We start from the raw sequence: 14,158 nt of genomic DNA, 5'->3' as shown, positions 1-14,158 counted from the left end.
TCTCAGGCGCGCCCGGGGTTGAGCGGCGGCAGCGCAGAGCTACGTCCCGGCACCGCGGCAGCGGCGCGCGCGTCCGACAGCGCGCGCTGCAAGCTGGCCCAGTCCTTGGCCCACCCCTGCTCGGCGGGTCCCGAAGCGGTGCCGTAGCGCGCCCCGCCAAGCTGCAGCAGCGCGGCCTCGACCTCGGGGGCGCGGCGCGGATCGGAACCGGCGACGCGGCCCGCCCAGAGATCGAGCGCCGGGCGCAGCGCCTGATGGTCGCGGCGCGCGAGCACCCGCTCCAGCCCGCGCCACGCGTAGACCTCCGAGGCTAGCCGCCGCGCCTGCCGGTCCTGACGCCGCGCACGCAGCACCGGCAGGAGCCACCGCAGCGCCGCACCAAGCGCCAGCGCGCCCAGCAGCACCGCGCCCGCAAGCAGCGCCAACATCCGCCAGTCGCGCGGCGCATCGCGTTCGGGCGGCGGGCCGTCCACCTCCAGCGTCAGCGCCTCGGCGCTGGCGGTCTTTACCGCGCCATCGTCGATATCATACCATTCCAGCCGCACCTCGGGCAGCGCGCCGCCGCCGCCTGCCTCGGCCACATAGGTGATGCTCTCGGTGCGGCGGCCACTGACAACGCCGCGCTCTTCGGTCTCGGCAAGCTGCGGCGCGTCGGGATAGGCCGCCAGCCCCGGCAGCCCCGCTGGCTCCAGCATCTGCGGCAGAAACATCGGAGAAACGCCCTGCACCTCCACCGTCAGCCGCCGGGTCAGGCTGTTGCCCGGAACCATCGCCGCCTCGCCTTCGATCTCCTGCGTCAGCGTCAGGTCGGACGCGGCGATGAAAGGATCGAGCCCCTCGGCCCCCACAGGCACCTCGCCAGAAAAGGCGATGGGCGGGGTGGGCAGGCGGCTCTCGCGCGGGGCGCCGGTTTCGGGGTCCTGCCATGTGATCAGAATGTCCTGCGGCGGCAGGGTGAAACTGCCCGGCACCATCGGAGAGATCGTGTAGCGCCGGGTCACGCCCGCCCATGTCACGCCGTTCACCCGCTCCGAGGTCGGATTGGTCGCCCGTCCGGGCAAGCGCACCAGCAGGTTGGGCGCTTCGAAACTGGGCCAAACCGGCGGCTTGGGCATGAAGGTCGGCACCAGCACCGTCAGGCGCAGGCTGAGCGGCTGGCCGGGGATCGCGGCATCCTCGGGAAACTCCACCCGCAGTTGCGGCGCGTCTGCCTCCTGCGCGGCAGCGGGCACCACCAGCGCCATGGCCAGCCACACAGTCAGAACGCGCAGCAGCCAGCGGATCATTGTTCTGCCTCCGCGCCCTCAGCCTGCACCGGCGTCGGCGGCACAGACGCCGCCTCCAGCGCAAAGCGCATCCGCAGGAAATCCCCCGTGCGCGTGTCGACCGTGTTCATCCACTCGTCGGCGGTCAGCAAGGTGGCGCCGCCCTCTTCCGAGCGGGCGCGCAGCGTCTCTTCGCCCTGCCCGCTTTCATTGTCGTACACCTCTTCGTCGGCCCCCTCGCCGCGCTCCTCGCCGGTGTCCGACTGCGCCTGCGCATTCTCGACATAGGTCACGATGCGCTGCGCCGTCTCAAGATTTTGCGCCGCGCCCGGATAGTCCGGGTCGCGCTCCAGCGCCGTCTCGAAGGCCCGCACCCCATCGCGATAGCTGCGCGACTTGATCTGCGCCAGACCCTGAAGCGAGGCCGCCTGCGCCGTCTCCACCCGGTTCAGCACCTCGATCGCCTCGGCATATTGCCCGTCCTTATAGAGCGCGATCCCGCGCCAGAGCGGATCGACAAAAAGCTCGGCGGCGCGCTCGAAGTGCTTGTTCTCGAAGGCCAGCCGCCCCTGCTGATCGAGGGTAAGGAACCAATCGGCGATGCCCTCGGCCCGCGCGCCCTGCGGCGGCACCAGCAGCGCCAGCGCCGCGACGATGCCCCAGCGCATAGTCCAACCGCGACGGAACCACAGCAGCAGAAGCGCCGCCGCGGGCCATGCCAGCCAATGCGCGCGATCCTCCCAAGGCTGCTCGACGTTGTCGAGCTGCGCGCGGCGGTAGGCGGCGTTGAGCAGCCCGTCGAGCCGCCGCACATCGCTCGCATCGGGGCTCACGTCCACCACCGGCACCGAAAGCGCATCCAGCCCCCGGTCGCGATTGCCCTCGGGCCGCAGCGACAGCACCGCCAGCGGCCGCACGCTGGCGTTGAGCGCCGCCACATCCGCCGGGTCGAGGCTGTCGGTGACAAAAAGAATGCCGCCCGGCGCGTCCTCCTCGGCCAGCAGCGCCTCGGCCAGCGCCAAAGCCTCGCCCGCCACCGCGCCCTCCTTGGGCATGATCTCGGGCGAGAGCCCTTCGAGATAGGGCAGCACCACCTGCGCATCTTCGGTCATCGGCAGCACCACATGCGCGGTGCCCGCATAGGCCAGAAGCGCCGTGCGCGCCCCGGCCCGCAGCTGCAGGAAGTCGCGGATCTTCTGCTTGCCCCGCTCCAGCCGCGACGGGGCGATGTCGGTGCTCTCCATCCCCGGCGTCACGGCGAGCACCACGGCGGCGGGCGCAGATTGCGCGGCGAAAGGATCGGGCTGGCGCGACCACGTGGGCCCCGCGGCCCCCAGCAGCGCAAAGACGAGGATCGCCGCCACGCTGTCGACCGGCGTGACGCGCCGCCGATGGCTGCGCCCCACGGTCAGCGCCGCGCGCAGATGCGGCGCGATGCCCTCGGCCTGTATCTCGCGCCCGCGCCCGGCCCGGCGCACCCGCCACCACAGCGCCAGCACCAGCGGGATCGGCAACAGCCAGAGCGGGCGCAGAAAGTGGAAAGCCTCAAAGAAGAAGGCAAACTCCCCCATCACACCGCCTCCGCCCTGCCGCGCGCGCGCAAGCGCTGGCGCAGGCTCAGATAGGCCAGCGACGCGAGGCCCAAAAGCGCGGCGAGCCCCATCGGCACCCACGCCAGAGAGCGGCGCGGGCGGAACGAGAGCGTCTCGGTCTCGCGCGGGGCCAGCTCGTCGATCCGCGCATAGACCGCATCCAGCGCCGCCTCGTCCTCGGCAAAGAAATACGCCCCGCCGGTGCGCGCCGCGATCGCCTGCAGCGTCGCCAGATCGACGCGGTTCTCGCCGGTGGTGTCCGGATCGCCGACGCCGATGGTGTAGATCTCGACGCCCCGGTCCGCCGCGATCTCGGCGGCATTGATCGGGCTCATGCGGCTGGCGGTGTCCGAGCCGTCCGAGAGCAGGATCAGCAGCCGCTGGTCGATCTCGCTGCTCTCAAAGGTGCGGATGGCAAGGCCAATGGCGTCGCCGAGCGCGGTATGCGGCCCCGCCATGCCGACCTCGGTGCGGTCCAAAAGCTCGGTGACGGTCTGCAGATCATCGGTGAGCGGGGTCTGCAGATAGGCCGCCGAGCCAAAGACGATCAGCGCCATGCGGTCGCCCTCGCGCCCGGCGACAAAGCCGCCCACAACGTCGCGAACCGCCGCGAGCCGCTGCTTGCGGCTGCCATCGGGCGCGGCGAAATCGCGCGCGTCCATCGAGCCCGAAATGTCGATCGCCAGCACCACGTCGCGGGCGGCGGTCTCGATGGTGATCGGCGCGCCGACGCGCTCGGGCCGCGCCAGAGCCAGCACCAGCAGCGCCCAGCAGAGCGCCGCCGTGATCACCGAGAGCACCGGGCGTGACAGGATCACCGCCCCGGCGCGCGGCTCGGCGCCCGCCGCCTCGGTCATGCGGCGGAAGAACGGAAAGCGCAGCGCGCTCTCCTGCTCGCGGGGCGGCGGCAGCAGCCAGCGCACCAGAAGCGGCAGCGGCAGCAGCAGCAAGATCCAGGGCTGTCCGAGCGAGATCATGCGCGCGCCTCCCGAGCCGGAGTGACGCGATGGGCCCGCAGCCAATGCGCGGCGGCGGCGCGCAGCTCGGGCGACGGCGGTGCCGCCTCATCGCGGTACGGCGCGCGGCGCAACTCGGCCCCGGCGGCCTGCGGGAAGGCGCGCCTGCCGGTGCGGTCAAGAAAGGCGATCCACGCGGTGCCGGTCAGCGCGGCCACATCCTCGCGCGGGAAAGCTGCCAGCGCGGCGCGGCGCAGGATCACCGCCAGCTCTGCGGTCGTGCCCGCCTGCGCCAGCGCGCCCAGCGCCTCGCGGCGGTAGGCATTGGCGCGATGCACGCGCGCCCAGCGCCAGAGGCCCCATGCGGCCAGCGCAAGGACCAGCACCAGCAATACCACCCAGCCCCATGTCTGCGGCGTCAGCCGCACCGGCGCGGGCAACGGCGGCTCGACCAACTGGCCGATCAGCGACACGAGGCTTTCGGGAGCGCCCTCTTCGTTCATCGCGGCCCAAGCCCCAGCAGGCGCCGCATCTGTGGCAGGGTCTCCTCGCCCGCCGAGAGCGGCAACACCGCAACGCCGAAACGCCGCTGCCAGTCCAGCACATCCGCGAGCCGCCCCTTGGACATCTCGATCAGCCCATGCCGCGCACCGGGCGCGTCGGTGTCGATCTCGGCCTGCAGTTCGCCGTCGGTCACGATGAGGCGCATGCCCTTGGGAAGCTCCCCGGCGCTGGGGTCGGTCACCGGCACGAGGATCAGATCATTGTGCCGCGCCAGCCCCGAGACGATGCGGTCGGTCTCGGCGTCGATCCCGTCGAAATCGCTCAGCACGACGATCAGGTGATTGCGGCTGGCAATCCGCGCCACCGCGCGCAGCACCTGCGTCAGCCCCAGCGGCGGCACATTGGGCGCTTCGGCATGGAGCAGCGCATTGGCATCCGCCAGCGCGGTGAGAAATCGGTTGAGCGCGGCGCGGCTGCGCTGCGGGCGGATCTCGGCCAAAAGCTCGTCGCCAAAGACGATGCCGCCCACCCGGTCGCCCTGATCGAGGATGCGAAAGGCGGTCATCGCGGCGGCCTCGGCGGCGGTGACGGATTTCATCGACCGTTTGGTGCCAAAGAACATCGACATGCGCTGATCGACCACCAGCAGCGCTGGGCGGTCGCGCTCTTCGGTCATCACCCGCACATGCGGCGTGCCGGTGCGCGCGGTGACCTTCCAGTCGATGGCGCGGATGTCATCGCCCGGCAGATAGTCGCGCAGTTCCTCGAAGTTGAGCCCGCGCCCGCGCAGCCGCGAGGCATGGCGTCCGTTGAGCACCGATTGCGCGGGCTGGCGCGGCAAAAAGCTGAGCCCGCGCGCCGGGCCTTCGAGGCTGCGCAGATAGGCCAGATCGGTGTGAATGCGCGGATCGCCCGAGACCTGCGGCGCTTTTGGCAGGGTGCCGGTGCGAGTACGGGCGGCGCGGTCTTTCATGATCCCTCCCTTCGGCCCGGCTCAGGGCAGCGCCACCTGCCGGACAATCTCGGCGACCACCGCATCGGGGCTGATGCCTTCGCCCTGCGCCTCATAGGACAGCCCAAGCCGGTGCCGCAGCACATCGGGCACGACGGCGCGGATATCCTCGGGGTCGACGTAATCGCGCCCGGCAAGCCACGCATGGGTGCGCCCGCATTTGTCGAGCGCCAGCGAGGCGCGCGGGCTGGCCCCGACCTCGATCCAGCGCTTGAGATCGTCGCCAAAGGCAGACGGCACGCGGGTGGCGTTGACCAGATCGGCGATATAGCGCTCCATCTCCGGCGCCACATGCAGCGCGGCGATCTCGCGGCGGGCGGCAAAGACCGCCTCCTGCGGGATCGGGGCCTGGGCCTCGGTGGCGGCCTTGCCTGCGCCCTGCTGCGCGGCGATCTCTTCGCCCCGCACCAGCCGGATCACCTCGACCTCATCCTCGACCGGCGGATAGGTGATGTTCACATGCATGAGGAACCGGTCCATCTGCGCTTCGGGCAGCGGATAGGTGCCCTCTTGCTCGATGGGGTTCTGCGTGGCCATGACCATGAACAGCGGCTCCATCTTATGGGTGGTGCCCGCCACGGTGACCTGCCGCTCTTCCATCGCCTCGAGCAGCGCCGCCTGCACTTTCGCGGGCGCCCGGTTGATCTCATCGGCCAGCACGAGGTTGGCAAAGATCGGCCCGGCCTCGAAACGGAACTCGCCGCCGCCCTCGCCCTGATAATAGACCTCGGTGCCGGTGACATCCGAGGGCAGCAGATCGGGGGTGAACTGGATGCGCGAAAAATCGCATTCGAGGTTGCGCGCCAGCGCCTTGATCGCGCGGGTCTTGGCAAGGCCCGGCAGCCCCTCGACCAGCAGGTTGCCATTGGCCAGAAGCCCGATCAGCAACCGCTCGATCACCTCGCGCTGGCCGATGATCGCCTCGCCCATGCGGGCGCGCAGGCTGTCGATCTGCGCCCGCGTGCCGCTTTCAGTCATGCCTTCCATACCTTACGCACCTTTCCGCGAAACTCAGTCGCCGGGGAACACCTTGGCCCAGTCCTGCGCCATGTCGACGATGGTCCAGCCAAGGTTCGGCCCTTCGTCCAGCCCGCGGTTCAGCGTGCCGATATGGCCCTCGCGGTCATAGGCGAACTCGCGCTCGGCATCGGTGTGGTGCACCAGCAGGCCAAACGACGGTCCCTCGCCCGAGGTGGTGTATTCGAGCATGGCGAAATCGCCGTCGGAATTGCCCCCGGCAAAGATCGGCTTTTGCCCGATGTGCCGCGCGATGCCGACCGGCTTGCCCTCTTTGTCGTCGATGAAGGTGACGCCGCCGTTCTTGGTCAGCATCGGCAGGCCGTCCACCACCTCATAGGCGGTGTTGCCCTCGGTGCCGACCACCTGCCACGGCGGGATGCCATAGGCCTGATCGGAAAAGGCGCGGATGAAGTCGATGCCGCCGCCCGAGACGATGTAGGTGGTGAACCCCTCGTCGCGCAGATAGCTGAGCAGTTCCAGCATCGGCTGGTAAACCATGTCGACATAGGGCTTTTTCGTGGTGGGATGGGTGTAATTGGTCAGCCAGTCCAGCGCATCGGCCTGAAACTCATCCACCGTGAGCCCCGCATGCGAGACGTTGATCACCTCCAGCAGGCCCTCCATCCCGGTGGCAAGAATGCCGCCCACATCGCCCTCGGCCCCGGCCTTCAGCGCATCGGTGGTGAGGATGTCGGGATCGGCCTTGGCCTTCTCCTGCAGCACGTCGAGCGCATAGAGCGCCTGAAAATAAACCGGCTGCTCGGTCCAGAGCGTGCCGTCATTGTCGAAGGTGGCGATGCGGTCGCGCTCGGGGACGAAATCCTCGGAGGCCGGATCGGTCACGGCCTCGACAAAACCGATGATCGCCTCCTTCGCGCCGGTGTCGTTCCACGAGGGGAGCGGGTCGGCAAGGGCGGCCAGCGGAAGCGCGGCAAGCGTGGCGGGAAGAAGATACCGCAGCATATGTACAATCCTTTCTAAAATCGGGCTGGCGAACCGCGCCGCCAGCCCCGCTCTCGTTAGGCGTCCGGCGTCATCCGCCGGCCCGGGATCGCTGCAGCGGGATCAGTTGCTGCCCATGTTGGCGAGGCTGTTGTTCAGGTCTTCCTGAATCTGATCGATCGAGAAGCTGTCCGGGCGCTGCGACGGCGGATATTCCTCGAACGTGGCGAAGAACTTGGCGATCTCCTGCGCCGCCGGGGCAACCAGATAGGCGTGATCGCTCAGCCAGTCCCAATAGGTGTTCGAGGTGATGTCGGCCCGCTCATAGGGGTCGGCGCGCAGATCGAACATCTTGGGCACACGCAGGTTGGTGAAAGGCTCGGCCCAGACCGCCATGGTGCCTTTCATGCGCTGCTCTTTGAACACCACCTTCCAGTTCTCGTAGCGCAGGCCGACGATCTCGCCATCGTCGTTGAGATAGAAGAACTCGTTGCGCGCGCCCTCGTCCGTGGCGCCGGTCAGGTAGTCGAGCTGGTTATAGCCATCAAGGTAGTTGTTGTATTCCTTGCCGTTGATGGTCGTGCCTGCAAGCAGGCGCTCCTTGATGTCGGTATCACCCACCGCGGCCATGAGGGTCGGGAACCAGTCGAGCCCCGAGAACATCTCGGTATAGACCGTGCCGGGCTCGATGACGCCGGGCCAGCGGATCAACGCAGGCACGCGGTACGCGCCTTCCCAGTTGGTGTTTTTCTCGGACCGGAACGGCGTGGTGCCAGCATCCGGCCAAGTGTTCTGGTGCGGGCCGTTGTCGGTGGTGTAGACGACGATGGTGTTGTCGGCGACGCCGAGCTCGTCCAGCGCGTCGAGCACTGTGCCCACCACCCCGTCATTCTCGACCATGCCGTCGGCATATTCGGTCGGCGCGGTCAGCCCCGGTTCGCTGCGGTTCTCTTCGCGCACGTGGGTTTTGTAGTGCATCCGCGTGGTGTTGTACCAAGTGAAGAAGGGCGTTCCCGCTTCGACCGCGCGGGTCATGAAGTCGATGGCCCCGGCGGCGGTTTCCTCATCCACCGTCTCCATGCGCTTGCGGGTGAGCGGGCCGGTGTCCTCGATCTCGCCGTCAGCATAAGAGTGCAGCACGCCGCGCGGGCCGAACCGCTCGCGGAATTCCGGGTCCTGCGGATAGTTGAACTGTTCCGGCTCTTCCTCGGCATTGAGGTGGTAGAGGTTGCCAAAGAACTCGTCGAAGCCATGCGCAGTGGGCAGGAACTCATCCCGGTCGCCCATGTGGTTCTTGCCGAACTGGCCGGTGGCATAGCCCAGATCCTTGAGCGCCGATGCGAGCGTCACGTCCTTGGCCTGAAGCCCGGCATTTGCGCCCGGCAGGCCCACTTTCGAAAGACCGGTGCGCAGCGTCGACTGGCCGGTGAGGAAGGTCGAGCGGCCGGCGGTGCAGCTCTGCTCGGCGTAATAATCGGTGAACTTGGCGCCCTCGGTGGCGATCCGGTCGATGTTGGGCGTGGTATAGCCCATCAGGCCGAAGCTGTAGGTCGACAGGTTGGTCTGGCCGATGTCGTCGCCGAAGATAACCAGGATGTTCGGCTTGGCGGCGGCGTCATCCTGCGCCCAAGCGGCAGAGCCGAAGGCCAGAAGACTGCCGGCAAGGGCGGCCGTGAGTAGGTCGGGTCTCATGTAATTCTCCCAAGCAAGTCGTTCAAAATCGAAACCTCATTCAAATGCGCGGGCGTCCCCGACATGCCGGTGCCCCGGCCCGGAACCCGCTTGAATGCCCGCAATTCACGAGAAAACCCGATGGGAAATTTGTTGACCTACAAACAGCGCAAGCATTCAACCATGAGAGGTAATGCCTTCACATGCGCTCCCCCTCACGTGGCAAGTATCTCGATTACCTAACGTAAATGCAACAACCACGTGATCTTGTGCGGGTTTTTCCGCGCCCCCACGGCAGGGCGCCGCCGATGCCCCCGCTGAAAGCCTTGCGCTACTGGATCGACACGTCGATCGCATAGCTCACGCTGGCCCCGGCATCGCGGTCGTTGCCCATGAGATAGACCCGGATCGTATAGGTCCCGTCCTCCGGCAGCGGCACGGTTTCGGTGCTGTCTTCGTCCATAGAGCCCACGTAGATCGCCACGTCGTCGCTGCCCGGCGGCAGGATATTGAGGTAGGCGATGCCAAAACCATCTGTCTGCGTAACTTTCAAATCGACAAAGAGCTCTTGCCCCGCCTGCGCGCCAAGGCGGTAATCGCGATATTCTTGCCCGACGATCGTGCCGGTGATCATCGTGCCGTAGTTGCCCGGCGCAAAGCTGACGTCTTCGCTCTGCTGCGCGGCAGCCCCCTGCGCCACCAGCGCCAGCCCTGCCCCCAGCAAGGGTCCGATCCATTTGGTCATCGCTGTCTCCCTCCTCTCAACCCATTGACCGCACGCGCCTAAAGGGCCTGCGCAGCCATCCACAGCGTAGCGTAGAATCAGAATTTCGCGCAGCGCCGGAACATGCATTGGCCGAGTTTGCGGACCAAACAGACGCCTGACTTCACATTTCGGAAACACTCTGTTTGCACCAAGCGGTGTTTTGCCATGAGATAGGCGAAATTTAGCCCACAATTTCCAGGGATTACCCTGCGGCAGCGCAGAAAGGTCCTCTGTTACCGCTCTGAAACATCACAAAATGAAAGCTGGGCTACGCATCGAAAGCCTGTATTCTGCCTCAGTTACCAGTCTGACGTCATTTCGAATCATTAGTAAGTACGAGTCCCGCTCGGTCGACCAAGCGCTTTAGTAACTCGGCATTTGTTTATTGTTTTTATTGCCGGGTATCCCCACGGATGGGGGCCCAATGTCCCAAGGCCTCAATCCCATATACGTCCCATATCGGCTCTGGCCGTGCCAAGGCACCTCGTTTCCCCAGCGATTATTGCCAGCACGGAGGTTTCGTGAGGGATCAGGAAGCCGCGCAGATTACCTGCGCGGCTTCATACCCGTTTCTGCATCCCACTTTTCCTGCGATCTTACCGCGTGTCGGCGATCTCGTCGCTCTGGCGCACCCGCGCCACAAGATCGTCGCCCACCGTCTGCAGGATGTCGGCAAGCTCGGTGAACCACCCTTCCTGATGGCTGGATGCACGCCGCGCCAGTGCCACCAGCCGCGACGGTTCGGGCTGCGCAAAGCGGCGCAAACCCATGCCGGGCGAGGCGCGCAACTCGGTCAGCGCCGCCAATTCGGGCATCAGGGTCAGGCCAAAGCCCGCCGCCACCAGCCGCGATAGCGTCGACAGCGAGGTCGCGCCCATGTTGATCCGCGCGTTGCCCCTGCCCCGACCGCAGACCGCCAGCGCCTGATCGGTCAGGCAATGGCCATCCTCGAGCAACAGAAGCTGGCTTTCCGCCAGACCCTCGGGACTGGAGACGCGGGCGATCTGATCAAGCCGCGCAGCACTGCCCGCCAGCAGGAAACGGTCTTCGAAGAGCGGCAGCACCTCGATCCCCTCATCCTCGATCGGCAGGGCCACCAGTGCGGCATCCAGCGCGCCGTTTGCCAGTTGCGCCAGCAGCCGCTCGGTTTTCGCCTCGGTGACCTCGACGTCGAGCGAGATATCCTCGGCGCGCAGCGCGGCCAGCGCTTCGGGCAGGAAATACGGGGCAATCGTCGGGATCACCCCCAGCGACAGACGCCCGGCCAGCCCGGCGCGGCGGCGCGCCGCCTGCTCCAGCCCAGCAATCTCGGAAAGCACCCGCTCGGCGCTGTCGAGCACCTCGCGCCCAAAGGGCGTCAGCACCACATCGCGCGCATGGCGCTCCACCAGCGGGCCGTTCAGCGCCGCCTCAAGCTCGCGGATTTGCACCGAAAGTGCAGGCTGCGAGACATGGCAGGTTTCAGCGGCACGGCGGAAGTTCCGCTGTTCGGCAAGAGCTTTGAAATAGCTCAACTGGCGCAGAGTGACAGGCATAACATTTTCTTATCACAGAGCAAGGAAACAGCAATTGGGAACTTATCGGCAGGCCTCTAGTTGAACGCTCAGCAAGTCATTCACGGAGGACGTCATGAGCAAGCGACTGACAACATCGGCCGGCGCACCGGTACCCAGCAACGAGACCTCGGCCACCGCCGGCCCGCGCGGCCCGGTCCTGCTCGAGGACTACCAGCTGGTCGAGAAACTGGCCCACCAGAACCGCGAGCGCATCCCCGAGCGCGTCGTGCACGCCAAGGGCTGGGGCGCGCAGGGCACCTTCACCGTCACCCACGACATCAGCAAATACACCAGCGCCAAGCTGTTCTCCAAGGTCGGCAATACCTGCGACATCCTCTCGCGCTGGTCGACCGTGGCCGGCGAGCAAGGCGCAGCCGACGCCGAGCGCGACGTGCGCGGCTTTTCGATCAAGTTCTACACAGAAGAAGGCAACTGGGACGTTGTGGGCAACAACACCCCGATCTTCTTCATCCGTGACGCCTTCAAGTTCCCTGACTTCATCCGCACGCAGAAACGTCACCCCAAGACGAACCTGCGCTCGCCCGAAGCCATGTTCGACTTCTGGGCCGGTCAGCCCGAGTCGGTGCATCAGGTGACCATCCTGATGTCGGACCGCGGCATTCCCAAGAACCCGATGCATATGCACGGCTACGGCTCGCACACCTTCTCGATGTTCAACGACAAGGGTGAGCGCTACTGGGTGAAGTTCCACTTCCGCTGCCAGCAGCCGATCGCGAATTACACCAACGAGCAGGCCGAAAAGATCGTTGGCGAAACCCGCGAGAGCTATCAGGAAGACCTCTATAACGCGATCGAGGAAGGCAAATTCCCCAAGTGGGAGCTGAACATTCAGGTGATGGAAGAGGAGCAGGCGGCACAGCTGGACTTCAACCCGTTCGACCTGACGAAAGTTTGGTCGCACAAGGACTTCCCGCTGATCCCCGTCGGCATGCTGGAGTTCAACAAGAACCCCGACAACTACTTCCAGATGATCGAGAACGCGGCCTTCTCGCCGTCGAACAAGATCCCCGGCATCGGCTTCTCGCCGGACAAGATGCTGCAGGGCCGCCTGTTCTCTTACGCTGACGCGCACCGCTATCGCCTTGGCACCCACTACGAGGCGCTGCCGGCCAACGCCCCGAAATCGCCGGTGCATCACTATCACAAGGACGGCGCGATGCGGTTCTTCCCGCCGCAGACCGGCCATATCGACGCCTATTACGAGCCGAACCAATATGAGGACTCGGCCAAGGCAGACCCCTCGGTGATGGAACCGCCGCTGAAGATCTCGGGCGACGCCGACCGCTATGTGCAGGAAGACAAAGACGCCGATTACGTGCAGCCCCGCGCGCTTTATGCCGAGGTGCTGGGCGATGACGAGCGCAAGCGTCTGCACCTGAACATGGCCCGCGCCATGGCGCCGGTCTCGGACAGCGTGCGCGAGCGGTGGTATGCCGTTCTGGGCCGTGTGCACCCCGACTATCTTGCCGGTGTGAAACAGGCCGCCGCAGACCTCGAAAGCGGCAATATCGACGATTACCCCGGCATTCCGGTCACCGACGACACGCCGGTGCGCGCCGCGGAATAATCGCCTGTCCCCGCGGGGACAGCTCAAAATGACGAAGGGGCGGCGCCGATCGGCACCGCCCCTTTTGCATGGCATCCTTTCGCGAGCCGGCTCAGCCGATGAGACCGCCCCCCGCCGCATCCACTTTCTCGTAATGGCTGCGCAGGCGTTGCAACGCGATGCGCAGCACCACCTTGCCCGAGCGCGCCGCCCAGCCCATGCGCCGCTCGGTCTCTTCCAGCCCTTCGAGGTAGCAGCAGCAGCGCAGCGCCGCATCGCCCAGCCCCGGCCCAAGCTCGCGCAGCGCGGCGGCAAAGCGCGCGCGCGCCGCATCGCCGCCCTGCGCGGGCAGATCACCGGCATCGACGCGCACCCCCGCGGTCAGGAACTGGTCCCAGTTCTGCGTCACCCTCGGCCCCATCTGCGCCAGTTCGAAATCCTCGCGCAGACGCTCGCCCGCGCGCACCAGACCGTCTTCGAGAAAGCGCTGCCCGTCCCTGTCGCGCCGCCGTGCCAGCACCGCCAGCGGGCTCTCGCTCAGGGCAAAGCGGCGCTTGCCGCGCGGGTCGGCGTCTTCTTCTTCCAGCGCGGCCTCGGCCTCGCGCCCGCTCTCGAACCCCGCCTGCGCCTCGGCAAAGCCGCGCAGGCGGCTCTCCTGCTCGGCCAGCAGATGCCCCAGCGCGCTGCGCCCCGCCGCGGTGATCCGGTAACGCGAGATGCGGCCCGGCGAGTCGCAGCGGATCCAGCCCTTGAGCGCCATGGCCTGCGCCACCGGCGCCGAGACCACCGCGGTGCGCGCCGAGCCGCCCTCGGCGCCGTCGCGCACCACCACCGCCTTGTCCATTTCCGCCGCGACCGCGAGCATCGCACCGCTTTCGCACAGCCGTCTCAGCACCCGGCGCGCCTCGCGCGACAGGGTCGCGGCATCGGGTGTCGTCCCGTCGATTTCGGGGGTCTTCATCGCTCTGCCCTCCTTGGCATGGGGCACGCCTGCGCCGCGCGTTGCGCCAAGTCGGCGCAGCGCCTCATCCACCAGCGGATCATCCCGCAGCAGTTCCATCCGTCGCACCTGCCGCAACACCGTCGAGGCATGGCAGCCCTCTTTCCGGGCCAAAGCGCGAATGCCTGCCCCCCCTTCGGTATGCGCAAGATAAAGCCGTGCGATCTCTGGCACCCAGGCCGGAAGGCCCGTGTCTTTGGCGTGGTGTTGGCTCGAAATCATTGAACAAGTCCCCCTAAGCTACGCCCTGATTTTGCAGGGTTTTCCACAGTGAACCTGAAACCTGCGCGCTGCGATCTTAGGTAAA

Annotated in this window: 12 protein-coding genes; 1 reads left to right on the top strand and 11 read right to left on the bottom strand. The window is 66.8% G+C overall.

Going from position 1 to position 14,158, the window contains the following annotated elements; genetic code table 11:
• Nucleotides 1-2: 2 nt before the first annotated feature.
• The 10 genes from G0A00_RS01540 to G0A00_RS01495 form a co-directional block, all read right to left on the bottom strand.
• The gene (locus G0A00_RS01540) at nt 3-1,286 is read right to left on the bottom strand and encodes a BatD family protein (protein WP_164214194.1); all 1,284 of its coding nucleotides are present in this window, start codon (nt 1,284-1,286) and stop codon (nt 3-5) included.
• The gene (locus tag G0A00_RS01535; RefSeq protein ID WP_164179122.1) at nt 1,283-2,836 is read right to left on the bottom strand and encodes a VWA domain-containing protein; all 1,554 of its coding nucleotides are present in this window, start codon (nt 2,834-2,836) and stop codon (nt 1,283-1,285) included. The genes G0A00_RS01540 and G0A00_RS01535 overlap by 4 nt, the downstream gene beginning before the upstream one ends.
• A complete protein-coding gene (locus tag G0A00_RS01530; RefSeq protein WP_164179121.1) occupies nt 2,836-3,834 on the bottom strand; it encodes a VWA domain-containing protein in 999 nt (332 codons plus the stop codon). Before G0A00_RS01530 ends, G0A00_RS01535 begins: the two co-directional genes overlap by 1 nt.
• Nucleotides 3,831-4,316, bottom strand: a complete 486-nt coding sequence (locus G0A00_RS01525) for a DUF4381 domain-containing protein (protein ID WP_164179120.1) — start codon at nt 4,314-4,316, stop codon at nt 3,831-3,833. The genes G0A00_RS01530 and G0A00_RS01525 overlap by 4 nt, the downstream gene beginning before the upstream one ends.
• Nucleotides 4,313-5,290 carry a DUF58 domain-containing protein gene (locus G0A00_RS01520; RefSeq protein ID WP_164179119.1) on the bottom strand — a complete coding sequence of 326 codons (978 nt, stop codon included), beginning with the start codon at nt 5,288-5,290 and terminating at the stop codon, nt 4,313-4,315. The genes G0A00_RS01525 and G0A00_RS01520 overlap by 4 nt, the downstream gene beginning before the upstream one ends.
• Before the next feature lie 21 nt (nt 5,291-5,311).
• The gene (locus G0A00_RS01515; protein ID WP_368667651.1) at nt 5,312-6,307 is read right to left on the bottom strand and encodes an AAA family ATPase; all 996 of its coding nucleotides are present in this window, start codon (nt 6,305-6,307) and stop codon (nt 5,312-5,314) included.
• A 33-nt stretch (nt 6,308-6,340) separates the two neighbouring features.
• Nucleotides 6,341-7,312: an HAD family phosphatase gene (locus G0A00_RS01510; protein ID WP_164179117.1), complete on the bottom strand. Its 972-nt coding sequence runs from the start codon at nt 7,310-7,312 to the stop codon at nt 6,341-6,343.
• A gap of 102 nt (nt 7,313-7,414) precedes the next feature.
• Nucleotides 7,415-8,983: an arylsulfatase gene (locus tag G0A00_RS01505; protein WP_164179116.1), complete on the bottom strand. Its 1,569-nt coding sequence runs from the start codon at nt 8,981-8,983 to the stop codon at nt 7,415-7,417.
• 310 nt (nt 8,984-9,293) lie between these two features.
• Nucleotides 9,294-9,707, bottom strand: coding sequence for a hypothetical protein (locus G0A00_RS01500; protein ID WP_164179115.1), 414 nt, complete (start codon nt 9,705-9,707; stop codon nt 9,294-9,296).
• 617 nt (nt 9,708-10,324) lie between these two features.
• Complete coding sequence (locus G0A00_RS01495; RefSeq protein WP_164179114.1) at nt 10,325-11,263, bottom strand: LysR substrate-binding domain-containing protein; 939 nt, start codon at nt 11,261-11,263, stop codon at nt 10,325-10,327.
• Nucleotides 11,264-11,357: 94 nt separating this feature from the next.
• Here G0A00_RS01495 and G0A00_RS01490 point away from each other — a divergent pair, with 94 nt between their 5' ends.
• Nucleotides 11,358-12,872 carry a catalase gene (locus G0A00_RS01490; RefSeq protein WP_066100625.1) on the top strand — a complete coding sequence of 505 codons (1,515 nt, stop codon included), beginning with the start codon at nt 11,358-11,360 and terminating at the stop codon, nt 12,870-12,872.
• A 91-nt stretch (nt 12,873-12,963) separates the two neighbouring features.
• Here the strand turns inward: G0A00_RS01490 and G0A00_RS01485 are convergent, their stop codons facing one another.
• Nucleotides 12,964-14,073, bottom strand: coding sequence for a DUF6456 domain-containing protein (locus G0A00_RS01485; protein ID WP_164179113.1), 1,110 nt, complete (start codon nt 14,071-14,073; stop codon nt 12,964-12,966).
• Nucleotides 14,074-14,158: the final 85 nt, after the last annotated feature.

The organism is Salipiger sp. PrR002 (assembly GCF_010500775.1).
Classification (GTDB): domain Bacteria; phylum Pseudomonadota; class Alphaproteobacteria; order Rhodobacterales; family Rhodobacteraceae; genus Salipiger.
Note: the sequence above shows the minus strand (reverse complement) of the source record. Positions and strands in the feature narration are given on the sequence as shown.